The sequence below is a fragment of the Streptomyces sp. XM83C genome (assembly GCF_023072675.1).
Classification (GTDB): Bacteria; Actinomycetota; Actinomycetes; order Streptomycetales; family Streptomycetaceae; genus Streptomyces; species Streptomyces thermocoprophilus.
On the sequence record NZ_JALLGL010000021.1, the window covers coordinates 14,504 to 39,070 of the forward strand.

21 protein-coding genes and 1 pseudogene are annotated in these 24,567 nt (G+C 71.8%); 15 read left to right on the plus strand and 7 right to left on the minus strand.

Annotated features, from left to right (window positions below; genetic code table 11):
- Nucleotide 1 precedes the first annotated feature (1 nt).
- Nucleotides 2-1,501, plus strand: coding sequence for an HsdM family class I SAM-dependent methyltransferase (locus tag MTQ10_RS04560; protein ID WP_247462467.1), 1,500 nt, complete (start codon nt 2-4; stop codon nt 1,499-1,501).
- 64 nt (nt 1,502-1,565) lie between these two features.
- Here MTQ10_RS04560 and MTQ10_RS04565 read toward each other — a convergent pair whose 3' ends face one another.
- Nucleotides 1,566-1,760, minus strand: a complete 195-nt coding sequence (locus MTQ10_RS04565; RefSeq protein WP_247462469.1) for a DUF397 domain-containing protein — start codon at nt 1,758-1,760, stop codon at nt 1,566-1,568.
- Complete coding sequence (locus tag MTQ10_RS04570; RefSeq protein WP_247462471.1) at nt 1,750-2,634, minus strand: helix-turn-helix domain-containing protein; 885 nt, start codon at nt 2,632-2,634, stop codon at nt 1,750-1,752. Before MTQ10_RS04570 ends, MTQ10_RS04565 begins: the two co-directional genes overlap by 11 nt.
- Before the next feature lie 139 nt (nt 2,635-2,773).
- Here MTQ10_RS04570 and MTQ10_RS04575 point away from each other — a divergent pair, with 139 nt between their 5' ends.
- The gene (locus MTQ10_RS04575; RefSeq protein WP_247462473.1) at nt 2,774-3,259 is read left to right on the plus strand and encodes an ATP-binding protein; all 486 of its coding nucleotides are present in this window, start codon (nt 2,774-2,776) and stop codon (nt 3,257-3,259) included.
- Between the two features lie 42 nt (nt 3,260-3,301).
- Here MTQ10_RS04575 and MTQ10_RS04580 read toward each other — a convergent pair whose 3' ends face one another.
- Nucleotides 3,302-5,476: an AIPR family protein gene (locus tag MTQ10_RS04580; protein ID WP_247462475.1), complete on the minus strand. Its 2,175-nt coding sequence runs from the start codon at nt 5,474-5,476 to the stop codon at nt 3,302-3,304.
- 432 nt (nt 5,477-5,908) lie between these two features.
- Here MTQ10_RS04580 and MTQ10_RS04585 point away from each other — a divergent pair, with 432 nt between their 5' ends.
- Nucleotides 5,909-7,942, plus strand: a complete 2,034-nt coding sequence (locus tag MTQ10_RS04585) for an ATP-binding SpoIIE family protein phosphatase (protein WP_247462478.1) — start codon at nt 5,909-5,911, stop codon at nt 7,940-7,942.
- Nucleotides 7,943-8,003: 61 nt separating this feature from the next.
- Entirely contained in the window at nt 8,004-9,233 is a 1,230-nt protein-coding gene (gene hemW, locus MTQ10_RS04590) for a radical SAM family heme chaperone HemW (protein ID WP_247462480.1), read from the plus strand.
- Between the two features lie 147 nt (nt 9,234-9,380).
- On the opposite strand, the gene MTQ10_RS04595 is transcribed toward hemW, so the two are convergent.
- Together MTQ10_RS04595 and MTQ10_RS04600 are read right to left on the minus strand one after the other, a co-directional pair.
- Complete coding sequence (locus MTQ10_RS04595) at nt 9,381-10,187, minus strand: DUF3097 domain-containing protein (RefSeq protein ID WP_247462482.1); 807 nt, start codon at nt 10,185-10,187, stop codon at nt 9,381-9,383.
- A 42-nt stretch (nt 10,188-10,229) separates the two neighbouring features.
- On the minus strand, nt 10,230-10,961 hold the full coding sequence (locus MTQ10_RS04600) for an MBL fold metallo-hydrolase (RefSeq protein WP_247462485.1): 732 nt from the start codon (nt 10,959-10,961) through the stop codon (nt 10,230-10,232).
- Nucleotides 10,962-11,134: 173 nt separating this feature from the next.
- Here MTQ10_RS04600 and hrcA point away from each other — a divergent pair, with 173 nt between their 5' ends.
- The 9 genes from hrcA (at nt 11,135) to MTQ10_RS04645 (ending at nt 21,303) form a co-directional block, all read left to right on the plus strand.
- A complete protein-coding gene (gene hrcA, locus MTQ10_RS04605; RefSeq protein ID WP_247462487.1) occupies nt 11,135-12,151 on the plus strand; it encodes a heat-inducible transcriptional repressor HrcA in 1,017 nt (338 codons plus the stop codon).
- Complete coding sequence (dnaJ, locus tag MTQ10_RS04610) at nt 12,152-13,285, plus strand: molecular chaperone DnaJ (protein WP_247462489.1); 1,134 nt, start codon at nt 12,152-12,154, stop codon at nt 13,283-13,285.
- Between the two features lie 322 nt (nt 13,286-13,607).
- Nucleotides 13,608-14,831, plus strand: a complete 1,224-nt coding sequence (locus tag MTQ10_RS04615) for a nitronate monooxygenase (RefSeq protein ID WP_247462491.1) — start codon at nt 13,608-13,610, stop codon at nt 14,829-14,831.
- Nucleotides 14,828-15,568 carry a 16S rRNA (uracil(1498)-N(3))-methyltransferase gene (locus MTQ10_RS04620; RefSeq protein WP_247462493.1) on the plus strand — a complete coding sequence of 247 codons (741 nt, stop codon included), beginning with the start codon at nt 14,828-14,830 and terminating at the stop codon, nt 15,566-15,568. The genes MTQ10_RS04615 and MTQ10_RS04620 overlap by 4 nt, the downstream gene beginning before the upstream one ends.
- 21 nt (nt 15,569-15,589) lie before the next feature.
- Nucleotides 15,590-15,982: a VOC family protein gene (locus MTQ10_RS04625; RefSeq protein WP_247462495.1), complete on the plus strand. Its 393-nt coding sequence runs from the start codon at nt 15,590-15,592 to the stop codon at nt 15,980-15,982.
- Between the two features lie 320 nt (nt 15,983-16,302).
- Nucleotides 16,303-16,722, plus strand: a complete 420-nt coding sequence (locus MTQ10_RS04630) for a hypothetical protein (RefSeq protein ID WP_374117566.1) — start codon at nt 16,303-16,305, stop codon at nt 16,720-16,722.
- Nucleotides 16,723-16,768: 46 nt separating this feature from the next.
- Nucleotides 16,769-19,969, plus strand: a complete 3,201-nt coding sequence (locus MTQ10_RS04635) for a S41 family peptidase (RefSeq protein ID WP_247462498.1) — start codon at nt 16,769-16,771, stop codon at nt 19,967-19,969.
- Between the two features lie 69 nt (nt 19,970-20,038).
- Nucleotides 20,039-20,392, plus strand: a complete 354-nt coding sequence (locus MTQ10_RS04640) for a histidine triad nucleotide-binding protein (RefSeq protein WP_247462500.1) — start codon at nt 20,039-20,041, stop codon at nt 20,390-20,392.
- 5 nt (nt 20,393-20,397) lie between these two features.
- Nucleotides 20,398-21,303, plus strand: a complete 906-nt coding sequence (locus MTQ10_RS04645) for a ribonuclease Z (protein WP_247462502.1) — start codon at nt 20,398-20,400, stop codon at nt 21,301-21,303.
- Here MTQ10_RS04645 and MTQ10_RS04650 read toward each other — a convergent pair.
- Together MTQ10_RS04650 and MTQ10_RS04655 are read right to left on the minus strand one after the other, a co-directional pair.
- A pseudogene (locus MTQ10_RS04650) lies at nt 21,185-21,769 on the minus strand (hypothetical protein); the annotation flags it as partial. The gene MTQ10_RS04645 and the pseudogene MTQ10_RS04650 sit on opposite strands and share 119 nt — an antisense overlap.
- Before the next feature lie 24 nt (nt 21,770-21,793).
- Nucleotides 21,794-22,576, minus strand: a complete 783-nt coding sequence (locus MTQ10_RS04655; RefSeq protein ID WP_247462504.1) for an IclR family transcriptional regulator — start codon at nt 22,574-22,576, stop codon at nt 21,794-21,796.
- Nucleotides 22,577-22,683: 107 nt separating this feature from the next.
- Here MTQ10_RS04655 and MTQ10_RS04660 point away from each other — a divergent pair, with 107 nt between their 5' ends.
- Together MTQ10_RS04660 and MTQ10_RS04665 are read left to right on the plus strand one after the other, a co-directional pair.
- Nucleotides 22,684-23,991 (plus strand): glucarate dehydratase family protein, encoded by a 1,308-nt coding sequence (locus MTQ10_RS04660; protein WP_374117567.1) that lies wholly within the window; start codon nt 22,684-22,686, stop codon nt 23,989-23,991.
- Nucleotides 23,992-24,065: 74 nt separating this feature from the next.
- Nucleotides 24,066-24,567: carbohydrate kinase family protein (locus MTQ10_RS04665; RefSeq protein ID WP_374117568.1), on the plus strand; the 502-nt coding region annotated here is incomplete at its 3' end.

Genomic DNA, 24,567 nt, shown 5'->3' on the forward strand with positions numbered 1-24,567 from the left:
CATGGTCTACGGGTTCGGCCGAGGCGACGGCGCGGCGGGGGCGGGCACTCCACCGGAGAGGTCCTGGACGGGCGAGGAGATCGCTGCACGGCTCTGGAGGTTCTACAACGAGAAGACCAGTACCCGTGCCATCACGCGACTCGGGTTCGTGGAGCATGTCGGCTATCTCCTCTTCCTCAAACTGGACCATGAGCGCTCCCAGCGCCCCGGTAGGTTCGCCCGGAAGTCCGTCGCCCCTGAGGGCACTTGGCCGAGGCTGACCGATCTGAGCGGCGACGCCTTGCACTCCGGTCTCACCGATCTCATGCGGGAGCTCGGCGACCAGGCCCCTGCCCGTTCCGACCGGCAGACCGCCGGCATGGTCTTCCGCGACGCCCAGCCCTGGGACCTCGACCGCATGGCCGAGCTGGCGATGCTGATCACCGAGCAGATCGATCCCTACGCGTGGCGCCTCGTACCCCAAGCCGAACTGGGGCGCGCCTTTTCGATCATGTTGCGTGACTGCCGCGAGGACATCGACCGGAAGATCGAAACAGGCCAGACGCTGACGCCGTTCCCTGTCCTGAGCGCAGTCGTCAAGGTGCTCGACGTGCGGCCCGACGACATCGTCATCGACCCGGCGTGCGGCACCGGCTCGACACTCATCGCGGCCTACCAGGCGATGCAGTCCACGGATCCGGCCGCCATCGCGGGGGCCGATCTGGACGCCCAGATGTGCCGACTCGCCACCATGAACATCCTGTTCAACACAGGCCGGCCGTTCTCCGATCCCGCTCCGGTGAAGCTCGCGGACACCCTCACGCGCAAGGTCCCGGTCGTGCGGGCGGATTCCGGAGTCCTCCCCACCGTGGCCATCTGCAACCCGCCCTTCAGGAGCGACGGTGTGGTGCCCAACGCCACCATGCGGGACGACTTCCTGGCCTACGGCGACTTCCCCACCAACTTCCTCCAGCACCTGATGGTCACCTTGAAGCCGGGTGCCAGGGCGGCCGTGTTCGTCCCCGACGGAGTGCTGTTCGGTGGAGGCGCTGCGGCTACCGTACGACGGGCGCTGTTGAAGAACTGCGATGTGCACACACTCCTGCGGCTTCCCACGGGGATGTTCCACCGCAAGGGCGTGAAGTCGAACATCCTCTTCTTCACGAAGGCCACCCCCAAGCCGAACGGTCAGCCCGTCACCCGGAATCTGTGGGTCTACGACGCCCGCACGGGCAACCACCGTACGGACACCGGAAACCCTGTCACCGAAGAGGACTTCGACGACTTCGTCAACGCATGTCTGGCTGGCGGAGACATCTCAGAGCGCACCGAGTCGGACCGCTTCCGCCGCTACCCGGTGGGCGACCTGCTGGACCATCCGACTGTGAGCTTCAACCTCGATGCCTACCTCGCAGCAGAGGTGGTGGACCTCGGCTCCCCGAAGGAGATCGCCTCCGAGATCGCGGACCTGCTCGACACCGCGGCCAAGCACTTCCGGGAGGTCGCGGCGGCTCTGCCGTAGTTACGTCCGGAGGGGGAGGCGCTGTCGACAGCGCCTCCCCACGCGCTGTGTCCGAGCGGTCGGCTCAGTCCGCAGCCGCGAAGCCCACGAACGCCGCCCAGCCGGCCGCGTTCACGGAGAGATGCGGCCGGTGCACGTCCTTGGAGTCGCGGATATAGACACTTCCCGAGGTGGCGGCCACTTCCACGCACTCGCCTCCCTCATTGCCGCTGTAGCTGCTCTTGCGCCAGACGAGCTGTTGGGAGTTCTCAGCACTCATCTTCCGTCTGCATCCTCTCGATCAAGGCCAGAGACTCTCGCGGAGTGAGTGCCTGGGCCCTGATGCTGCCGTAGCGTGCGGCCAGGATACGGACCTCGTCCATGTCTGTGACCAGGCGTGCGACGGCCTGCACTTCCGTATATCCCACCTGAGGCTTCCCCTTCGGGGTCAGCAAGGTGAACGGACCGCCCATACCAGCGTGCTCGGTCCGGTCCGTGGGCATCACCTGCAACTCGACTGTGCGGAGCCGCCCGAGTTCGAGCAGTCGGTTCAACTGCTCCTTGTGCACCTCGCGCCCTCCGATCGGCCGACGAAGCACTACTTCCTCGATCACCGCGGTCACCATGGGAGGGGGCCACTGGGTCAGGATCTCCTGGCGACCCATCCTGGAGGCCACGCGTTGTTCAACGGTTTCTTCGTCGAGCAAGGGCTTCCGCATCTCGTACAGTGCACGGGTTCGTCGCTCGGTCTGGAACAACCCGGGAATGTCGTGGTTGTTGTAGAAGTTGACCTCGACCGCCTCCGCCTCCAGCCGCGCGTAGTCCCGGAACCACGCCGGGTGCCGGACCCGTGCGCGGGCCTTCGCCCGGGCCACGTCCTCCTTCGTCACCTTCAGCAGCCCTCCGGCACCGAGCAGGTCGTCCGCCGCGTCGAGGAACTCCGGCTGGGGTGTTCTGCGGCCCCGCTCCAGGGAGGAGATGAGATCCTCGCCGTAACCCAGCCGGTCACCCAGCTCCTTCTGGGTCAGGCCGGCTCGCTCCCGCAGCAGCTTGACCTGCCTCCCCACAGCCCGGTTCAGGTCGAGGAGGCCGTCCGTGTCCTCCTGGGGCTCGGGGCGGTCTCCGGCGCCGCTCCGACGAGGCTCCGATGCCATCACTCATCCCCCAACCCGCCTGGCCGTCGGCCGGTTACTCCCGTCAGCACGGACACGCAACCGTCAGCGGCGGTACAGGCGTGTGCCGTACCGATGGTTCCTCTGGTCAGCGTACGACCATCTGGACACGCTCTGTCACATGAAGTACGAAATCCGTGACCAGTCCCATGTGGCCCGCTGCGTCACCTCTCCCGCGCCCTTCATCCAACGGTTCAGCTCGACGCGGCGTGGAGCGCGCCTCGCGCGCCTGCTCGCGACCCAGCAGTTGGCGGACTGGGGGTGGGCCAGGGGCGGTGAACATCTGGAGGCCGCCGAGCTGGTGGTGGGCGAGCTCGCCGCGAATGCGGTTACACATGGACTGGTGCCCGGGCGGGACTTCATGCTCACGATGACCCTCACCCCGTTCCCTGAAGGCTGCTCCGGCATCCTCCGGATCGAGGTCGCGGACTGCCGGGGAGAGCGGCTGCCCACCCTGGCGGAGGCGCCCTGCCCGAACGGCGAACATGGACGAGGGCTGCTGCTCGTGAGCGCGCTCGCTTCCCGGTGGGGTGTCACACCCCGGTTTCCCTCGGGCAAGACCGTGTGGGCCGAGTTGCAAGGGCCGCAGGGAACAGACGACGCGTGAGCGTCATCGCCGGCCCCGGTCCGTGCGCCTCGGCCCGAACACCTACGACAGGTGGTCGTCCGCCTCCGGCTCCTCCCCGGCCGCGATCCGCTGCCAGAGCCGCTCGGCGATCTCCACGAGCGTTCCTTCCCCCGGCACACGCCACTGCTTGGGGCCCTGGACCGCGCTCCACTGCTCCTTCCAGTCCGCCTCGTTCCACATCTGGGAGACCAGCCCGGTCGGAGAGTAACGCCGGCCGTCGGCCTCCCAGAGAAGCGGCGCCTTGCGGTCGTTCACCCAGCTGGCACGACGACGCCGGGGATCGGCGTTGAGCCAGGCCCCGATGGCGAATTCCTCCGCAGCGCTGGGGGCGTACTCCAGAGGCGTACCGTCCTTGATCACGTCATGGTCCACGAGCAGGCGCACGGTCGGAGGCCTGCGCTGCCGTGTCTGCCCGGCAACCTTCAAGAGTGCGGCCAGATTCATGGGAGAGTCCGGCCCGTCGCCGCGTTCGAGCGTGCCGAGCACCGCCGATACCAGGCGCGCGCAGCGTTCCTCGTTCGCGAACGTGCTGGTGACGTAGCTTGCGGGGGTGAAAAGGGTATCGACGAGACTGATCAGAGCCGCCAACACCTGGCTCACCTGGTTCGGGATATCCGCGAGTACGCCCTCCCACTCCCGGTCGGAGTCTTCGAACCGGTCCCGCCCGATGCGCTGGAAGACCAGGTGGGCGACGAGGAGAGCCCCACTGTCCGCGATGGCGGCCGGCCGTCCGGTGAGCTTCGCCCGGGTCTTCGTCAGCTCGTCACGTACCAGGCGCAATACCTGGACCGCGCGCCAGATCTGCTGAGCGCTCGGCTGTTGCCCGAAGAGACGCGTGTAAGCCCCGTTGGGCCCTTCGCTCCACAGGACGTTGGTCGAGCCCTTGACCCGGACGGCGAGCGACGAGTCCCGGTGCATACAGGCCAGGGCGGTGGCCGCCTCTGTGACCGAGCAGCCCGACTCGGGTGCGGGGTCCAGCTCGCCCCTGCGGAAGACATATTCCTTGTCGAGGGAGATACGGAAGTCCTTCTGGATCTCGCTCTGAACGGGGTCGATGGCGATGAAGTCCCGGCGCTCCATGTGGTTCTGCGTGTTGGTGGCCTTGGTGATGGAATGACCGAAGCCCTCCGGCGCCCCCTCCAGGGAGATGACGCGCACCATCACGTAGGCCTCCGCGACGGCGTCCGGGTCCTTCTCGTACGCCCGAAATGCCGAGGTGACCGTCTGTGCGCCATTGACGACGCTGGCGTTGCTCAGGGTGAGGATCGTCGGCTGCCCCACCGCTCGTTTGAGGGGATACTCCTGCACGATGTCGTCGCACTGCACCGTGATGCCGTTGTGGCGGTAGAGGAAGCCCTCGGGATCTTCCAGCATGGAGTCGACCATGGTCTGGTTGACTCCGGTGAGTCCGAGGGAGCGGCGGACGTTACGGTCGTAGAGGCGCTCGCCGTGCCCCTCGTGCTCGCCGTTGCCGCCGTACCAACGCGCCAGCTGGTCCGCGCTGACCTCACCGATCACTGCCTTGAACGGGGTCTCGCGGGCGTACCACTCCCGGTTCATGGTCGCCTTGAGCGTGATCGGCTGGGGCTTGAGGTCTTCTCGGATGGCTCGATGGAAGTCGGCCTGGTTCACCACCCGGTACGTGACGGTCCGCCCGAGTCCGCCGAACTCACGGGCTGCCTCGTCCAGGATGTCGCGGGTCTCCTGGGAGAGGCGGCCGTCTCCCATCAGCGCGATGACCAGGTACACCTTGCAGGTGGGGAGCCGGAGGACACCGTGGACGCGGTCGGAGAGGAGCTGCAGCCGTTCGTTGAAGTGGTCGAGGTCGCGGTTGTCGAGCTTCTTCAAGCCGTGCACCAGCTTGAGGGCTGCCGCCGTGTCGAAACCGGCTGTCCCCTTGTCCTTCCACTTGGCCTGGATCAGATAGATCTCGGAGCCCGATGCAGAGAACGCCACACAGTCGATACCGAAGTCGTCACGGCCGTCGATGACCCCGGCCGCGGCCTCGTCAGAGGTGCAGTCCGTGAGGATGCGGGCCGCCTTCGCGGAGACGGCCCTCGACAACAGTGCCGTCTCGCGCTCCTTGGGGTCCTTCTTCTCGAAGTCCTCCATGGAGATCCGCTGTCCGAACTCCTTCAGCAGCGCCTTCCGGATGTGCTGAACCTCCAGCGGCACGTCCTGCCCGCCCTGTCCCATCCAACCCCCTGCAACGAGAGACTAGTTGGCATGTCAGCTTAGCCAGACAAACACGTTGATGCTGGCCATGGAGATTCCTGGTCATCGGCTTTCGCCGTGCCGCCCACTTGTCATTGCCGCCCTGCAAGCCCACGCTGGACGCCGGGAAGCGGAGGCCGCTCAACTGTCTCTGCTTCGCTCACGCACGACGAGCAAGTATCACTGCAGAACCGGTAGTCCCCGCCCCAAGCCACCGGCATATCCGGGTGCCGTCCGAGCCACCGGCATAGTTCAGACGCTCGGTTCCGGCCGCCAATGGGCCCGAATCGAGCATCCCTTTACCACGGGCTCCCTCATGGCGGACCACTTCGACAACTCACCGCGTCCGGGTGGGTTCGGTCTGTCACCCTGTCGGCAGCAACCGACATACGACGGACTGTCCGGGAGTCGCCGATGGGGGCCGTTCCTGCGCAACGGGACACCGACACCCGTGCGGGCGACGCGCCCGTGCCCGGCACACACGAGCCCGGCCGCACCTACGCCACGCTGCCCGGCGGCTCCCTCGCGCCCGGCACCGCCCGCGACCTGGTCCGCGCCGCGCTGCGCGAATGGGCCGCCGACCCGGCGACGCCCGGCGCGCGGCAGCTGACCGACCGGCTCGCCGAGGACGCGATACTCGTCGTCAGCGAACTCGTCACCAACGCCGTCGTCCACGCCGGCACCGACGTCGGCCTGCTCTGCCGCCTGGAGCCCGCCGGGCACATCGTCGTCGAGGTCTCCGACCAGCACCCCGCCCGCGCCCCGCGCGACGGCGGCACCGGCCGCACCGACCCGGCGGCTCCGGCGTACGACACCCCCGAGCACGGGCGCGGACTGCGCCTCGTCGCCACTCTCGCCGAGTCCTGGGGCATCACCTACCGGCGCGGCGCCAAGACCGTCTGGGTCCGGCTGTCCCCCTCCGACGACGCCCACACCGTCCCCGACACCCCCGCCGACGCCCTCGACGTCCCCCTGGACGCCGCCCTGGACGTCGCCGGAGGGCTCGCCCCGGAGCCCGGCTGCGGCGGGCGGGACCGCGAGTGGCTCGGGCGCGGCGCGCTGTCCTTCCTCGCCGAGGCCTCCGATCTGCTCGCCGGGCAGCTCGACGAGGACTTGGTCGCCGCGCTCACCGGACAGCTGATCGTGCCGAGGCTCGCCGACTGGTGCGCGGTGTGGCTGGAGGACGAGATCACCGGCCGCGGCCGCTGGGGCACCGGCACGGGGGGTCTCGTATCGCGGCCCGCGCGTGTCTGGCACACCGACGAACACCTTGTCGAGGACCTGCGCCGCGCCCTGGAGAAGGAACCGCCCGTACCGCCGGACCTGCTCGGTTCCGGCCCGGTGCCGTATCCGTACCCGTATCCGTACCCGTATCCGTACCCGTGGCCTCCGGCCGCCTCCGGCCCGTCCGCCGGTGCCGCGCCCGCCGTCCCTGCTGGTGCCGCGCCCGCCGCCCCTGCCGGTGCCGCGCCCGCCGTCCCTGTCGAGGCCGTCCCCGCCGGTGCCGCCCTCGCCTACCGGCTCGTCGCCGGGGGTCGGCCCCTCGGCACGCTCGTCATCGGACAGGCCGGCGTGGCACGGTTCCCCGACGAGGTCACCGGCCTGGTGGAGGACCTCAGCCGGCGCGTCGCCCTCGCCATCGGCGCCGCCCGCCAGTACGCCCGGCAGGCCACCATCAGCGCCGTGCTCCAGCGCGGCCTGCTGCCCGGCGCGCTCCCCGAGATCCCCGGCATGAGCAGCGCCCTCGTCCATGAGCCGTGCGACATCGGCGGACCCAGCGGCGACTTCTACGACCTCTTCCCGGCCGGTGAGGGCCGCTGGTGCTTCGCCGTCGGCGACGTCCAGGGCAAGGGCCCCGAGGCGGCCGTCGTCATCGGCCTCGCCCGGCCCTGGCTGCGGCTGCTCGCCCGCGAGGGATACGGCGTCGCCGACGTCCTCGACCGCCTCAACCAGCTCCTCCTCGACGACGCCACCGAGGCCGCGGACGCCGCCGCCCGCGCCCTGGCCGGCCCCACCGCCCCGGCCGACGGCACGCAGAACCGCTTCCTCTCCCTCCTCTACGGCGAACTCGTCCCCCACGAGGGAGGCGTCCGCTGCACCCTCGCCGCCGCCGGGCACCCCCTGCCGCTCGTCCTCGGCCCCGACGGCGCCGTACGGACCGCCGCCCGGCCGCAGACCCTGCTCGGCGTCGTCGAGGACGAGACGTACATCAGCGAGACGGTGGAGCTGCGCCCCGGCGACACCCTGCTGTGCGTCACCGACGGCGTCACGGAGCGGCGCAGCGGCTCCCGTCAGTTCGACGACGGCGACGGCCTCGCCGGAGCCCTCGCCGGATGCGCCGGGCTCCGCGCCGAGGAGATCGCGACCCGGATACGGCGGCTCGTGCACGAGTTCGGAGGACAGCCCCCGGAGGACGACCTGGCCCTGCTGGTGCTCCAGGCCGGGTGAGCGGGCACCCGCCCTCGACCGAGGCGGCCGGTGCACCGCCGGGTGCTGGACAATGGAACCCATGCCTTCCGCTCTCCCCGACGGCGAGCCCGTCCCCGCCGACGGCGCTCTGCCCCCGCACGCGCTCGGGGCCGCCGACCGCCCCCTCGGCTTCTACCTGCACGTCCCCTACTGCGCGACCCGCTGCGGCTACTGCGACTTCAACACCTACACCGCGACCGAGCTGCGCGGCACCGGCGGCGTCCTCGCCTCCCGCGACAACTACGCCGACACCCTCACCGACGAGATCCGCCTCGCCCGCAAGGTCCTCGGCGACGACCCGCGCCCCGTCCGCACCGTCTTCGTCGGCGGCGGCACCCCCACCCTCCTCGCGGCGGACGACCTCGTGCGCATGCTCGCCGCGATCCGCGACGAGTTCGGCCTCGCCGACGACGCCGAGATCACCACCGAGGCCAACCCGGACTCCGTCGACCCCGCCTACCTGGCCACTCTCCGTGAGGGCGGGTTCAACCGGATCTCCTTCGGCATGCAGAGCGCGAGGCAGCACGTCCTGCGGATCCTCGACCGCACCCACACCCCCGGCCGCCCCGAGGCCTGCGTCGCCGAGGCCCGCGCCGCCGGCTTCGAACACATCAACCTCGACCTGATCTACGGCACGCCCGGCGAGAGCGACGACGACTGGCGCGCCTCCCTGGACGCGGCCCTCGGCGCCGGCCCCGACCACATCAGCGCCTACGCCCTCATCGTCGAGGAGGGCACCCAGCTGGCCCGCCGCATCCGCCGCGGCGAGATCCCCATGACCGACGACGACGTTCACGCCGACCGCTACCTCATCGCCGAGGAGACCCTGTCCGCGGCGGGCTTCCACTGGTACGAGGTGTCCAACTGGGCGACCTCCGAGGCCGGGCGCTGCCTGCACAACGAGCTGTACTGGCGGGGCGCCGACTGGTGGGGCGCGGGCCCCGGCGCCCACTCCCACATGGGCGGCGTGCGCTGGTGGAACGTCAAGCACCCCGGAGCGTACGCGGCGGCGCTCGCCGAGGGGCGCTCCCCCGGCGCGGGGCGTGAGATCCTCACCGACGAGGACCGGCGCGTCGAACGCGTCCTGCTGGAGCTGCGGCTGCGGGACGGCGTACCCCTGTCCCTGCTGAAGGAGGACGGCCTCGCCGCGTCCCGCCGCGCCCTCGCCGACGGACTGCTCCAGCAGCGGCCGTACGACGAGGGCAGGGCCGTGCTCACCCTGCGCGGCCGGCTCCTCGCCGACGCGGTGGTCAGGGACCTGGTCGACTGAGCCGAGCGGCCGGCGCCGGGCGTCCGGTGGCCTCAGCGCGCCCCTGAGGCCCAAGCGCATCCCCGACGCCACCGGACCGACCCCGCTCAGGCCCTCGCCGGGCTCGGTGCGCTCCCGCCCGTCTCGGCGTGCTCCGGCCCCGCCCCCTCAGGGCACCGTCACATGGTCGATGAGGCGTTCGACACACCCCAGCAGCTCCGGCTCCAGATCCTTGTACGACCGCACCCGCTTCAGGATCGCCTGCCACACCGCGCCCGTGTTGTCCGACGGCCAGCCCAGCGCCCGGCACACCCCCGTCTTCCAGTCCTGCCCGCGCGGCACCGGCGGCCACGCCGGGATGCCCAGCGACGACGGCTTCACCGCCTGCCAGATGTCGATGTACGGATGGCCCACCACCAGCGCGTGCTCACTCGTCACCGACTCGGCGATCCGCCACTCCTTCGACCCCGGCACCAGATGGTCCACCAGCACACCCAGCCGTGCGTCCGGGCCCGGCGCGAACGCCTCCACGATCGCCGGGAGATCGTCCACGCCCTCCAGGTACTCCACGACCACGCCCTCGATGCGCAGGTCGTCGCCCCACACCTTCTCGACCAGCTCCGCGTCGTGCCGGCCCTCCACGTAGATACGGCCCGCGCGCGCCACCCGGGCCCGGGCGCCGGGCACGGCCACCGAACCGGACGCCGTACGCGACGGCCGTACCGGAGCGGCGGCTGCCGGCCTCACCAAGGTCACCGGGCGGCCCTCCAGCAGGAAACCGCGCGGCTCCAGCGGGAACACCCGGTGCTTGCCGAAACGGTCCTCCAGGGTGACCGTGCCCGCCTCGCAGCGGATCACCGCCCCACAGAAGCCCGTACCGGCCTCCTCCACCACCAGGCCGGGCTCCGCAGGCACCTCGGCGACCGGCTTCGGCTTCTTCCAGGGCGGGGTCAGATCGGGGGAGTACTGCCGCATTCGCACGACGATAGGAGAAGTCGCCGCCCGTTCCGGTGAAGATCAGCGCGACACGCCGAAACGGGCCGCCAGCTCGTCCCGCTGCCGCCGCACGAACGCCGCGTCCACCACCGCCCCGTGCCCCGGCACGTACAGCGCGTCCTCGTCGCCCAGCGCCAGCAGCCGGTCCAGCGCGTCCGGCCACCGCGACGGCACCGCGTCCGGGCCCGCCTGCGGCTCCCCGGACTCCTCCACCAGGTCCCCGCAGAACACCACCTCCGGCTCGCCCGGCACCAGCACCACCAGGTCGTGCGCGGTGTGACCCGGCCCCACGTTCGCCAGCAGCACCTGCCGGCCGCCGCCCAGGTCCAGCGTCCACTCGCCCGACACCGTGTGCCGCACCGGCACCAGCGCCTCCACCGCCTCCTCCGCGGCGCCCGCGTCCAGACCGTTGCGCACAGCGTCCGCGTACAGCTCCTCCCGGTCACGCGCGCGTGCCAGCACCGCGTCCACGCCCACCGCGCCGAACACCTCCGCGCCCGCGCACGCCGCCGCCCCGAATGCATGGTCGAAGTGCGGATGCGTCAGCGCGAGATGAGTCACACGCCCCCCGCACAACCCCTCCGCCTCGGCCCGCAGCCGGGCCCCCTCCGCCAGGCTCGACCCCGCGTCGATCAGCAGCGCCGCGCCCTCGCCCGCCACCAGCCCTGCCGTGCAGTCCCACACCGGCAGCCGGCACCGCCCGACCCCCGCCGCCAACCGCTCCCAGCCCGCCTCTTCCCAAGTCACGTCCACAGAGGCGACGCTAGCTGCCGTGACGGCCACACGGTCCCGTCGATCACCACGACGGGACCGACCTTGCCCCCGGTGTACCCCACAGCCGTACACTGGGCCGGGGAAGTCTGGCACTCGGACGCGCAGAGTGCCAGGCGGGACGCAAGGGGACGACTTCTGGAGGTGTGCGCGCGATGCTGAGTGAACGCAGGCTTCAGGTACTGCGCGCGATCGTCCAGGACTACGTCGGCACCGAGGAGCCCGTCGGCTCCAAGGCGCTGACGGAGCGGCACAACCTCGGCGTCTCCCCGGCCACGGTCCGCAACGACATGGCGGCCCTGGAGGAGGAGGGATACATCGCCCAGCCGCACACCAGCGCCGGGCGCATCCCCACCGACAAGGGCTACCGGCTCTTCGTCGACAAGCTCGCCGGCGTCAAGCCGATGACCCCGCCGGAGCGCCGCGCCATCCAGAACTTCCTGGAGGGCGCCGTCGACCTCGACGACGTCGTCGCCCGGACGGTACGGCTGCTCGCGCAGCTCACACGGCAGGTCGCCGTGGTGCAGTACCCCTCGCTGACCCGCTCCACGGTGCGGCACGTCGAACTGCTGTCACTCGCCCCCGCGCGCGTGATGCTCGTGCTGATCACCGACACGGGCCGGGTCGAGCAGCGGATGGTCGACTGCCCGGCGCCCTTCGGCGAGACGTCCCTGGCCGACCTGCGCGCCCGGCTCAACAGCCGGGTCGCCGGACGCCGCTTCACGGACGTCCCCAAACTGGTGGAAGACCTGCCCGAGGCCTTCGAGGTCGAGGACCGCGGTACGGTCTCGACGGTGCTCTCCACGCTGCTGGAGACGCTCGTCGAGGAGAACGAGGAGCGGCTGATGATCGGCGGCACCGCCAATCTGACCCGCTTCGCGCATGACTTCCCCCTCACGATCCGGCCGGTGCTGGAGGCGCTGGAGGAGCAGGTCGTGCTCCTGAAGCTGCTCGGCGAGGCGAAGGATCCGGGCGTGACCGTGCGTATCGGTCATGAGAACGCCCACGAAGGACTCAACTCCACGTCCGTCGTGTCGGTGGGCTACGGTTCGGGCGGCGAGGCGGTTGCCAAGCTCGGCGTGGTCGGACCGACCCGCATGGACTACCCGGGAACGATGGGAGCGGTACGCGCAGTGGCACGGTACGTCGGACAGATCCTGGCGGAGTCGTAGGTGGCCACGGACTACTACGCCGTACTCGGCGTGCGCCGCGACGCGTCGCAGGAAGAGATCAAGAAGGCCTTCCGGCGGCTCGCGCGCGAGCTGCACCCGGACGTCAACCCCGATCCGAAGACGCAGGAGCGGTTCAAGGAGATCAACGCCGCCTACGAGGTGCTGTCGGACCCGCAGAAGAAGCAGGTCTACGACCTCGGCGGCGACCCCCTCTCCCAGTCCGGCGGCGGAGCGGGCGGCTTCGGGGCGGGCGGCTTCGGCAACTTCTCCGACATCATGGACGCCTTCTTCGGTACGGCGTCCCAGCGCGGCCCCAGGTCGCGTACGCGGCGCGGCCAGGACGCGATGATCCGCATCGAGGTCGAGCTGGACGAGGCCGCCTTCGGCACCACCAAGGACATCCAGGTCGACACCGCGATCGTCTGCTCCACCTGCAACGGTGAGGGTGCCGCGCCCGGCACCTCCGCGCAGACCTGCGACATGTGCCGCGGTCGCGGAGAGGTGTCCCAGGTCACGCGGTCCTTCCTCGGCCAGGTCATGACCTCCCGGCCCTGCCCCCAGTGCCAGGGCTTCGGCACGGTCGTGCCCACGCCGTGCCCGGAGTGCGCCGGCGACGGCCGCGTCCGCTCGCGGCGCACACTCACCGTGAAGATCCCCGCCGGTGTCGACAACGGCACCCGCATCCAGCTCGCCGGGGAGGGCGAGGTCGGCCCCGGCGGCGGCCCCGCCGGCGACCTGTACGTCGAGATCCACGAGCTGCCGCACCCCGTCTTCCAGCGCCGCGGCGACGACCTGCACTGCACGGTCACCATCCCCATGACGGCGGCGGCCCTCGGCACCAAGGTGCCGCTGGAGACGCTGGACGGGATGGAGGAGGTCGACATCCGGCCCGGCACCCAGTCCGGCCAGTCGATCCCGCTGCACAACCGCGGCGTCACCCACCTGCGCGGCGGCGGACGCGGCGACCTCATCGTCCACGTCGAGGTGCAGACCCCGACCAAGCTCGACCCCGAGCAGGAACGCCTGCTGCGCGAGCTGGCCAAGCTGCGCGGCGAGGAACGCCCCCAGGGGCAGTTCCAGCCGGGGCAGCAGGGGCTGTTCTCGCGGCTGAAGGACGCGTTCAACGGGCGGTGAGCCTTTCGTACGGGCCGCCTTCCTGCCTTGGTGCGGGGGGCGGCCCGGCCCGTCTGGCTCCGGCCGGTGTCCTTCCCGGGCTTGCGGTGGCGGGGGTGGGATTCGCCGGGCAGTGCGCCGGCGGGGCTCGAATCCTCGGCTCGTGCGGTGCCAGGGCTCGGATTCGCCGGGCTGCGCGGTGCCAGGGCTCGGATTCGCCGGGCTGCGCGGTGCCAGGGCTCGGATTCGCCGGGCTGCGCGGTGCCAGGGCTCGGATTCGCCGGGTTGTGCGGTGCCGGGGCTCGAATTCGGACTTGTTCGGCGTACGTGACACCATGCGCTCATGTCCACCGCACTGACCGATCTACTGCACCACCCGATCGTGCAGGCCCCCATGGCGGGCGGCGTCTCCGTCCCCAAGCTCGCCGCCGCCGTGTGCGAGGCGGGCGGGCTCGGCTTCCTCGCCGCCGGGTACAAGACCGCCGACGGGATGTACCAGGAGATCAAGCAGCTGCGGAGCCTCACCTCCCGCCCCTTCGGCGTCAACCTCTTCCTCCCGCAGCCCGACCACGCCGAGTCCGGCGCCGTCGAGCTGTACGCCCAGCAACTCGCCGGTGAGGCCGCCTGGTACGAGACCGAACTGGGCGACCCGGAGACCGGACGCGACGACGGGTACGACGCCAAACTCGCCGTCCTGCTGGACAACCCCGTACCCGTCGTCTCCTTCCACTTCGGCGTCCCCGGCCAGGAGGCGCTGGAAGCGCTGCGGCGCATCGGCACGTACACCCTCGTCACCGCCACCACCCCCGAGGAGGCCCTCGCCGTGCAGCGCGCCGGGGCCGACGCGGTCATCGCGCAGGGCGTGGAGGCGGGCGGCCACCAGGGAACCCACCGCGACGACCCCGAGACCGACTGCGGCGGCGTCGGGCTGCTGGCGCTCGTCGCCCAGATCCGCGAGACCGTGACCATCCCCGTCGTCGCCGCCGGCGGCATCATGCGCGGCAGCCAGATCGCCGCCGTGCTCGCCGCCGGCGCGTCCGCCGCGCAGCTCGGCACCGCCTTCCTCGCCACGCCCGAATCCGGGGCCCACGCCGTGCACAAACAGGCACTCGTCGACCCGCTGTTCGTGCGGACCGAGCTGACACGGGCGTTCTCCGGGCGGCCCGCCCGAGGGCTCGTCAACCGGTTCATGCGCGAGCACGGGCCGTACGCGCCCGCCGCCTACCCCGAGGTCCACCACCTCACCTCACCCCTGCGCAAGGCCGCAGCCAAGGCGGGCGACCCGCAGGGGATGGCCCTGTGGGCCGGGCAGGGCCACCGGCTGGCGCGCCCGCTGCCCGCCGGGCGGCTCGTCCATGTGCTGGTGGAGGAGCTGGAGGCGGCGCGGACAGCGTTGTCGGGCGGGGGTGCGGTCGGGACGGGGGGTCCCGGTGACGCCGGGTACGGGGTCGAAGGGGATGGCACGTACGGGACCGAGGGCGACGCCGGGTACGGGGCCGAGGGTGATGCCGGGTTCGGGTTCGGGCCCGATGCCGGGTTCGGGCCGGATGGCGGAGGAGTGCGATGACCGCGCCTGTGTTCGTTGTCGAGACGCTGCCCGACGGGGCCGGGCACGGATTCGTGCTCGACGGGCCCGAGGGGCGGCACGCCGTGTCCGTCAAACGGCTCCGCGTCGGAGAGACCGTCGTCCTCACCGACGGGGCCGGACGATGGGCCGAGGGTGCCGTCGCCGCCGTCGAGGGCAAGGACCGGCTCGTCGTGGACCTGGACGGTGTACGGGAGGAACCCGAGGAGAACCCCAGGATCACCGTCGTACAGGCCCTCCCCAAAGGCGACCGCGGCGAACTCGCCGTCGAGACCATGACCGAGGTCGGCGTCGACGCCATCGTCCCGTGGGCCGCGTCGCGCTGCATCACCCAGTGGAAAGGCGAACGCGGACTGAAGGCCCTCGGCAAGTGGCGGGCCACCGCCCGCGAGGCCGGCAAACAGTCCCGGCGTGTGCGGTTCCCCGACGTCGCGGACGCGGCGAGCACCCGGCAGGTTGCCGCACTTCTCGCCAAGGCGGACTTCGCGGCCGTCCTGCACGAGAGCGGTGACCGGCCGCTGGCCGCCGCCGAGTTGCCCCCGCGGGGCGACATCGTGCTCGTCGTCGGACCCGAGGGCGGGGTGTCGCCCGAGGAACTCGCCGCGTTCGAGGAGGCCGGCGCGGTCGCCTACCGGCTCGGTCGTACAGTGCTGCGTACATCGACCGCCGGTACGGCCGCAGCCGCGCTGCTGCTGGGGCGTACCGGGCGCTGGTCCTGAACCCGACGGGGAGTGAGTGCTGTGGAACTTGCCCAAGTGCGGCTGCTGGTCAGCGACTTCGCCGCGTGTTACCGCTTCTACGGTGAGGTGCTCGGGTTGAAGCCGCAGTCCGGGGCGAGCGAAGGACCCTACGAGAAGTTCAGCCCCGCGGTGGGCTCCGCCGGGATCGCACTACAGGACCGGGCGATGATGGCGTCCGTCCTGGACGAGCTGGGGGACGCGGCGACGGGGCATCGGTCGCTGGTGGTGCTCCGGGTGGACGACCTCGACGCGTACTGCGCGGAGATCACCGCGCGCGGCGCTGTACTGGCACACGGCCCGGCCCCCATGACCGACCGTATGCGAGTCGCCCACCTCAAGGACCCCGAGGGCAACCTGGTGGAACTTCAGGAGTGGCTGCTGCTGCGGGGGTGACGGGGGAGGACCGGGGCCGGCTCTGTCGCGCATTCCCCGAGCCCCTCGGGGGCGTCGGTGCGAGGGCGGCCCGTACGGAAACCTCCCGGACCGCGGTCACATCGACGCCCGTATCCGTCCCACCCACCCCCCTCATCCTTTCGGGCCCTTGGCTGTTTGCGGGCTGGTGGTTGTGGGGGTGGGGTGGCAGGCTGGCGTGTATGGGGGTTGTCAGGCGGATACGGCGCAGGCCGGCTCTGGCCGGCTTGGTGGGGCTCGTTGCTGTGGGGGTCGGTGGGGTCGTCGCGTGTGATCCGGCGGGTGGGCTCAGTGCCGCTGCCGTGGCGTACACGACCGATCAGACCGCCACCGCGGAGCTGGAGCGGCGTGACACCGGTGTGCAGTGGCTCAACTGCACCGGGACGTACGGCAGCGGGCAGGGCGTCACGCCCTCCGCGGGTGAGCAGTCCGTCGCCACCGTCGACTGCACCGGCAGGACCGAGGACGGCAGGGACATCAGCGTCAAAGGGCGGGTGACGAAAGCCGTTTCGGGGTCGTGCGTGCGCGGGGACCTCGTTGCTCGCGTCGGTGGCAAGCAGGTGTTCCGCGTCAGTGGGCTCGGGACGTGCGAGGGGACGCCCTCGCCGGTGCGGCCCCCGGACAGCGGCTCGCAGCCCGGTCGGCCGACCGTCACCGTGACCGTCACCCGTACCGTCTGGTGCGAGGTCGAACCGCACTGCCGCCCCGTAGAGGGCAAGTGATCGGAATTCACTGTGCAGGGGCGCCCGTGCTGCTTAGGGTGATCGTGTGACACAGTCGCCCGCGTCCTACCTCCGGTTCCCGCATCTGCACGACGAGTTGGTGACCTTCACCGCCGAGGACGACGTCTGGCTGGCGCCCGTCGACGGCGGCCGTGCCTGGCGGGTCAGCGCCGACAACGTGGCCGTGACCCTGCCGCGTATCTCGCCCGACGGCACCACCCTCGCCTGGACGTCCACCCGCGACGGCGCCCCCGAGGTGCACATCGCGCCCGTCGACGGGGGGCCCGCCAAGCGGCTCACCCACTGGGGGAGTTGGCGGACCCAGGTGCGCGGGTGGACGCCCGACGGGCGGGTGCTCGCCTTGACCACGTACGGGCAGACCAGTCTGCGCCGCACCTGGGCGCACGCCGTGCCGCTCGACGGCGGGCCCGCCGAGCGGCTGCCGTACGGCCCGGTCGGGCATGTCGCGTACGGCCCGCACACCGTGCTGCTGTCCGCGGGCGGACGCGACGCCGCCCACTGGAAGCGCTACCGGGGCGGCACCGCGGGCAAGCTGTGGATCGACCCGGACGGCGACGGCGAGTTCGTACGGCTGCACGAGGAGCTGGACGGGAACATCGAGTACCCGGCGTGGGTCGGCGACCGTATCGCGTTCCTGTCGGACCACGAGGGCACCGGCGCTCTGTACTCGTCCCTCGCCGACGGCTCCGACCTGCGGCGGCACACCCCGCTCGACGGGTTCTACGCGCGGCAGGCCTCCTCCGACGGGCGGCGCGTCGTCTACATGGCCGCCGGCGAGCTGTGGATCCTCGACGACCTGGACGGCGCCGAGCCCCGCCCGCTGGACATCCGGCTCGGCGGGCCGCGCGTCGACCAGCAGCCGTACCCGGTGAACGCGGCGCGCTGGTTCAGCTCCGCCAGCCCCGATCACACCGCGCGCGGCAGCGCCGTCTGCGTGCGCGGCGGCGTCCACTGGGTCACCCACCGCTCCGGTCCCGCCCGCGCGCTCGCCGCCGAGCCGGGCGTACGGGCGCGCCGTCCCCGGGCGTTCCGGGCCGACGGCGAGGACTGGGTGGTGTGGGTCACCGACGCCGAGGGAGACGACGCGCTGGAGTTCGCCCCGGCCGGCGGGCTCGCGCCGGGTGCCGTCCCGAGGAGGCTCGCCGCGGGCCGGCTCGGCCGGGTCCTCGACCTGGCCGTGGCACCCGACGGCAGCCGTGTCGCCGTCGCCAGTCATGACGGGCGGGTGCTGCTCGTGGAGCGGGAGAGCGGCGAGGTCCGCGAGATCGACCGCAGCGAGGACGGCGATGTCTCCGGGCTGACCTTCTCCCCTGACTCGGTGTGGCTCGCCTGGGCCCACCCCGGGCCGCGCCCGCTCAGCCAGCTGAAACTCGCCAACACCACCGACCTGTCGGTCACCGAGGCGACCCCGCTGCGCTTCCAGGACTACGCGCCCGCCTTCACCCTCGACGGCAAGCATCTCGTCTTCCTGTCGTCCCGGTCCTTCGACCCCGTCTACGACGAGCATGTCTTCGATCTCGCGTTCGTGGAGTCCTCGCGGCCCTATCTGATCCCGCTGGCCGCCACCACCCCGTCCCCGTTCGGGCCGCAGCGACACGGCCGCCCCTTCGAGACGCCGGACAAGGACGAGACCCCGGAGGGCGAGAGCGGCCCCGCCACCCGTATCGACCTCGACGGGCTCGCCGACCGCATCGTGCCGTTCCCCGTCGAGGCCGCCCGCTACTCCAACCTGCGTGCCGCCAAGGACGGCGTGCTGTGGCTGCGCCACCCCGTGCGGGGCGTCCTCGGCGCCAACCGCGCCACCCCCGACGACCCCGACCCGAAGACCGAGCTGGAGCGCTACGACCTCGCCCAGCAGCGTCTCGAGCATCTCGCCGCCGACGCCGACCACTTCGAGGTCAGCGGCGACGGCAAACGGCTGCTGCTGTGGGCCGACGGCCGGCTCAGGGTCGTCCCCAGCGACCGCCGCGCCTCCGGCGACGACGACAGCGACAACAACGTCAACGTCGACCTGTCCCGCGTCCGTCAGCTCCTCGACCCCGCCGCCGAGTGGCGCCAGATGTACGAGGAGACCGGGCGGATCATGCGGGACAACTTCTGGCGCGCCGACATGGGCGGCGTCGACTGGGACGCCGTCCTCGACCGCTACCGGCCCGTGCTGGACCGGATCGCCACCCACGACGACCTCGTCGACCTGCTGTGGGAGGTGCAGGGCGAGCTGGGCACCTCCCACGCCTACGTCCTGCCGCACGGCAGCGCCGGCCACGGCCCCCGCCAGGGACTCCTCGGCGCGGACCTCTCCCGCCACGAGGACGGCCAGTGGCGCATCGACCGCGTCCTGCCCGCCGAGACCTCCGACCCCGAGGCCCGCTCCCCGCTCGCCGCGCCCGGCGTCGCCGTACGGCCCGGGGACGCGATCGTCGCCGTCAACGGCCGTCCCGTCGACCCCGTCACCGGGCCGGGACCGCTGCTCGTCGGCACCGCCGGCAAGCCGGTCGAGCTGACCGTGTCACCGGCGGGCGGCGGCGACGTACGGCACGCCGTCGTCGTACCCCTCGCCGACGAGGAACCCCTGCGCTACCACGCGTGGGTCGCCGACCGGCGGGCGTACGTGCATGAGAAGTCCGGCGGGCGGCTCGGCTATCTGCACGTCCCCGACATGCAGGCCCCCGGCTGGGCGCAGATCCACCGCGACCTGCGTGTGGAGGTCGCCAAGGAGGGTCTCGTCGTCGACGTCCGGGAGAACCGCGGCGGGCACACCTCGCAGCTCGTCATCGAGAAACTGGCCCGCCGGATCGTCGGCTGGGACGTGCCGCGCGGCATGCGGCCCTTCAGCTACCCGCAGGACGCGCCGCGCGGGCCCGTCGTCGCCGTGGCCGACGAGTTCTCCGGCTCCGACGGCGACATCGTCAACGCCGCGATCAAGGCGCTCGACCTCGGGCCGGTCGTCGGCACCCGCACATGGGGCGGCGTCATCGGCATCGACAGCCGCTACCGGCTCGTCGACGGCACCCTCGTCACCCAGCCCAAGTACGCCATCTGGCTGGAGGGCGTCGAATGGGGCGTGGAGAACCACGGCGTCGACCCGGACGTGGAGGTCGTACAGCGGCCCCAGGACTACGCCGCCGGACGTGACGCGCAGCTCGACGAGGCCGTACGGATCGCCCTGGAGGCGCTGGAGCGGACCCCGGCGAAGACCCCGCCCGAGCCGCCCGCCCTGCCCTGACCGTACGAGGGGCGCCGCGGCGGTCGCTACGATGCCCTCAGAGATCATCCCTGTCGCAAGGAGGCACCGATGGCCGGCGAGCCACAGGACGACTGCCTGTTCTGCAAGATCGTCGCGGGCAGCATCCCGGCGACGATCGTGCGCGAGACGGAGACCACGGTCGCCTTCCGGGACATCAACCCGCAGGCGCCCACCCACGTCCTGGTGATTCCCAAGGCGCATCACAAGGACGCCGCCGCCCTCGCCGCCGCCGCGCCCGAACTCGCCGCCGACGTGCTGCGCGAGACGCAGGCCGTCGCCGACGAGGAGAAGCTGGAGAGCTACCGCATCGTCTTCAACACCGGCAGCGGCGCCGGCCAGACCGTGTGGCACGCGCACGCGCACGTCCTCGGCGGGCGCGGCCTGAACTGGCCCCCCGGGTAGGCGCCGTGTCCGTCCGTGAACTCGTCGTCCTCGGCACCGCCAGCCAGGTCCCCACCCGGCACCGCAACCACAACGGCTATCTGCTGCGCTGGGACGGCGAGGGCATCCTGTTCGACCCCGGTGAGGGCACGCAGCGGCAGATGCTGCGCGCCGGGGTCGCCGCCCACGACATCCACCGGATCTGCGTCACGCACTTCCACGGGGACCACTCGCTGGGCCTCGCCGGGGTGGTGCAGCGCATCAACCTGGACAAGGTGCCGCACCCGGTCACCGCGCACTATCCGCGCTCCGGGCAGCGGTTCTTCGACCGGCTGCGGTACGCGACCGCGTACCGCGAGACCGTCGACATCGCCGAGGAGCCGGTGGACGCCGACGGGGTTCTCGCCGACACCGGCGCCTACACGCTGACCGCGCACCGGCTGTCCCATCCTGTCGAGTCGTACGGATACCGGCTCACCGAGCCCGACGGCCGCCGTATGCTGCCCGACCGGCTTGCCGCGCACGGCATCAAGGGCCCGGACGTCGGCCGTCTCCAGCGCGAGGGCCGGCTGGGCGATGTCACGCTGGAGGACGTGAGCGAGACACGGCGCGGGCAGCGGTTCGCGTTCGTCATGGACACCCGGCTCTGCGACGGTGTGCACACCCTGGCCGAGGGCTGCGACATGCTCGTCATCGAGTCCACGTTCCTCGGCGAGGACATCGCCCTCGCCGAGGAGTTCGGGCATCTGACGGCCGGCCAGGCGGCGACCGTGGCACGGGACGCGGGTGTACGGCACCTGGTGCTGACCCACTTCAGCCAGCGCTACAGCGACCCCGACGAGTTCGAACGGCAGGCCCGCGCGGCCGGCTTCGAGGGCGAGCTGACCGTGGCGAAGGACTTGCAGCGGGTGCCCATGCCGAAGCGGCGGTAGCGGCCCGGCGGCTGGGCGTCGCGGTCGTGGTCTCAGGCCGCCGTCGTGTGCGCTGCCGGGGTCTCCGCCCGCTGCACGGGGTGGTCCGGGAGCCCAGGGCAATCTCCTGCACCTCCACCGTCTGCCGTGCGCCCGCCGTGCCGCGTACGGCGACCGGGGCGAGCGGCACCGCGACGAGCAGCAGGCCCGCCGCGAGGACCGCGCCCATCACGGCACAACCGGCGTGAGCGGACAGCAGGCTGCCCGTCAGAGGGCCACGCCGCCGTCCCCAGGGACGAGGCGGAACCCGCGAGCACCGCCCAGCGGCCCCGGGTGTCGAGTGAGCGGCGAGACCGATCAGATACGACAGCACGATCGGGTAGCACAGGTTCCGGGCGATCTCGCCGACCGCGAAGGACGGCAGATCCACGGCGGACGCGCTCAGGGCGACGCAGCCCGCGATGAGGGCGGTGCCCGCGCCGATCGGCGCGCACGGCGCTTTCCCGGGCCGTCAACGCCACTGCACCGCCCCGGCCCCGCCCGGCACCGCCGCCTCGATCCGGGCACGGATCTCCCGCATCACGGCCACGATCCGCTCCTCGTGCTCCGGCGTCAGCCGGGCCACCGGCACCGAGCAGCTCACCGCGTCCCGCGCCGGGACGTCGTACCGCAGCGCGAAACCGAAACCGACGATCCCCGGGACACCCTCCTCGCGGTCCACGGCGAAACCGCGGGCGCGCACCCGCGCCAGATCTGCGGCGAGCGCCTCCCGTGTGGTGTGCGTCCGCGCGGTGAGCGCCTCGTACGGCCCGTCGGGCAGCTCGGTGTCCGGACGTTCGGCGAGCAGCGCCTTGCCGAGAGCGCCGGCGTGCGCGGGCAGCCGGCGGCCGACCCTGCTGATCGTGCGCAGATACTCGTGCGACTCCCGCGTGACCAGGTACACCACGCTCGCGCCGTCCAGCCGGCCCAGATGGATCGTCTCGCCGAGCGCGTCCGACGCCTCGTCCAGATACGGCCGCACCAGCCGAACCCGCGGGTCGGAATCCAGATAGGCGGTGCCGCTCAGCAGGGCGCGCAGTCCGATGCCGTACAGCGAGCCGGTGACGTCGGTGCGGACCCAGCCGCGGGAGATCAGGGTCTGTAGCAGGGCGTACATCGAGCTGCGCGGCACGTCGAGCGTGTCCGCCAGCTCCTGTAGCCGGGCGGGCCGGTCGCCGCGCCGCGCCAGCAGTTCCAGCAGCTCCACCGTCCGCGCCGCGGACTTCACCTCGCGGACGCCCCCTGTCTCGGACATGAGCCGATGGTAGACGGGCCCGCGCACGCCCCATTGACGCCCGGCTGTCCGCGTATCTAACCTCCATCTTCATACGTAGACAACATCTACATGGGGAGATGGCGCGTGTGAGTTCCGCAGCCGGTACGGCGCTCCGGATCGCCGACGTCCGCCTCACGCCGGTCCTCGTCGCCGACCCGCCGCTGCTGAACACGCAGGGCGTCCACCAGCCTTACACCCCGCGTCTGATCGTCGAGGTGGAGACCGAGGGCGGGACCACCGGCGTCGGCGAGACCTACGGCGACACGAAATACCTGGAAGTGGCCAGGCCCCTCGCCGAGCGGCTCACCGGACATCAGGTCAGCGATCTGAACGGGCTGTTCCTCCTCGCCGACCAGGTCGCCGTCGACCGGTCACAGGTCTCCGGGAACGTCGATGTCGGAGGACTGCGAGGCGTGCAGACCGCCGACAAACTGCGCCTGTCCGTCGCCTCCGCCTTCGAGGTCGCCTGCCTCGACGCCCTCGGCCGACACCTCGGCCTGCCCGTGCACGCCCTGCTCGGCGGCAAGGTCCGCGACACCGTCGAATACAGCGCGTACCTCTTCTACAAGTGGGCCGACCACCCCGACGGCGTTCCCGCCGAGAAGGACGACTGGGGCGAAGCCCTCGACCCCGCCGGGATCGTCGCGCAGGCCCGCGCCTTCACCGAACGCCACGGCTTCACCTCCTTCAAGCTCAAGGGCGGCGTCTTCCCGCCCGAGGAGGAGATCGCCGCGATCCGCGCCCTCGCCGACGCCTTCCCCCGGCATCCGCTGCGGCTCGACCCCAACGGCGCCTGGAGCGTGCCCACCTCGCTGAAGGTGGCCCGCGAACTCGGCGATCTGCTGGAGTACCTGGAGGACCCCGCGCTCGGCACACCCGCCATGGCCGAGGTCGCCCGGCAGACCGGCGTACCGCTCGCCACCAACATGTGCGTGACCACGTTCGCCGAGATCCCCGAAGCCTTCACCAAGGGCGCCGTCCAGGTCGTCCTCTCCGACCACCACTACTGGGGCGGCCTGCGCAACACCCGGCACCTCGCCGCGATCTGCCGCACCTTCGGCGTCGACGTGTCCATGCACTCCAACACCCACCTCGGCATCTCCCTCGCCGCGATGACCCACGTCGCGGCGACCGTGCCCGGCCTCCACCACGCCTGCGACTCCCACTACCCCTGGCAGGCGGAGGACGTCCTCACCGAACGGATCACCTTCGACGGCGGCCGGGTCGCCGTACCCGACGCGCCCGGACTCGGCGTCGAACTCGACCACGACCGGCTGCGGTTCCTGCACCGGCGGTGGCTCGACGACGACGGCCGGCTCCGCGACCGTGACGACGCCGCCGCGATGCGCGTCGCCGACCCGGACTGGGTGACACCGGCCGTACCACGCTGGTAGGACGCGTGGACGCGGGCCGTTGTCAGTGGCGTGGTGCACACTGACTGGAACCGCACCATGTCAGGGAGCGCACCGTGATCGCGTCCGCCTCACCCCACGGAAAGGGACCGGCCGGGACCGGACGACCCCCCCTCGGCAAAGGGCCCTCGCCCATCACCGAGGGGCCGCAGCAGCAGGCCCAGGTCGACCCCCTCGCCGCTTTGCGCGCGCCCGACGACCCGCCCTGGGACGTGTACCTGACGGGCACGGTCTTCCTCGACATCATCTTCACCGGCCTCGACTCCGCGCCCGTCCGCGGCACCGAGTCCTGGGCGCGCGGCATGGGCTCCAGCCCCGGCGGCGTCGCCAACATGGCGACCGCGCTCGCCCGGCTCGGCCTGCGCACCTCCCTCGCGGCGGCGTTCGGCGACGACCACTACGGCGAGTACTGCTGGGACGCCCTCGAACAGGGCGAGGGCATCGACCTGTCCCAGTCCCGCACCGTCCCCGGCTGGCACTCGCCGGTCACGGTCTCCATGGCGTACGAGGGCGAGCGCACCATGGTCTCCCACGGCCACGAACCGCCGCCCGCCGACC

What these genes read in the sequence shown, in the direction of transcription:
- MTQ10_RS04560 (WP_247462467.1), top strand. Translation starts at nt 2, where the DNA reads ATGGTCTACGGGTTCGGCCGAGGCGACGGCGCGGCGGGGGCGGGCACT.
- MTQ10_RS04565 (WP_247462469.1), bottom strand. Translation starts at nt 1,760, where the DNA reads ATGAGTGCTGAGAACTCCCAACAGCTCGTCTGGCGCAAGAGCAGCTAC.
- MTQ10_RS04570 (WP_247462471.1), bottom strand. Translation starts at nt 2,634, where the DNA reads ATGGCATCGGAGCCTCGTCGGAGCGGCGCCGGAGACCGCCCCGAGCCC.
- MTQ10_RS04575 (WP_247462473.1), top strand. Translation starts at nt 2,774, where the DNA reads ATGAAGTACGAAATCCGTGACCAGTCCCATGTGGCCCGCTGCGTCACC.
- MTQ10_RS04580 (WP_247462475.1), bottom strand. Translation starts at nt 5,476, where the DNA reads ATGGGACAGGGCGGGCAGGACGTGCCGCTGGAGGTTCAGCACATCCGG.
- MTQ10_RS04585 (WP_247462478.1), top strand. Translation starts at nt 5,909, where the DNA reads ATGGGGGCCGTTCCTGCGCAACGGGACACCGACACCCGTGCGGGCGAC.
- hemW (WP_247462480.1), top strand. Translation starts at nt 8,004, where the DNA reads ATGCCTTCCGCTCTCCCCGACGGCGAGCCCGTCCCCGCCGACGGCGCT.
- MTQ10_RS04595 (WP_247462482.1), bottom strand. Translation starts at nt 10,187, where the DNA reads ATGCGGCAGTACTCCCCCGATCTGACCCCGCCCTGGAAGAAGCCGAAG.
- hrcA (WP_247462487.1), top strand. Translation starts at nt 11,135, where the DNA reads ATGCTGAGTGAACGCAGGCTTCAGGTACTGCGCGCGATCGTCCAGGAC.
- MTQ10_RS04615 (WP_247462491.1), top strand. Translation starts at nt 13,608, where the DNA reads ATGTCCACCGCACTGACCGATCTACTGCACCACCCGATCGTGCAGGCC.
- MTQ10_RS04620 (WP_247462493.1), top strand. Translation starts at nt 14,828, where the DNA reads ATGACCGCGCCTGTGTTCGTTGTCGAGACGCTGCCCGACGGGGCCGGG.
- MTQ10_RS04640 (WP_247462500.1), top strand. Translation starts at nt 20,039, where the DNA reads ATGGCCGGCGAGCCACAGGACGACTGCCTGTTCTGCAAGATCGTCGCG.
- MTQ10_RS04655 (WP_247462504.1), bottom strand. Translation starts at nt 22,576, where the DNA reads ATGTCCGAGACAGGGGGCGTCCGCGAGGTGAAGTCCGCGGCGCGGACG.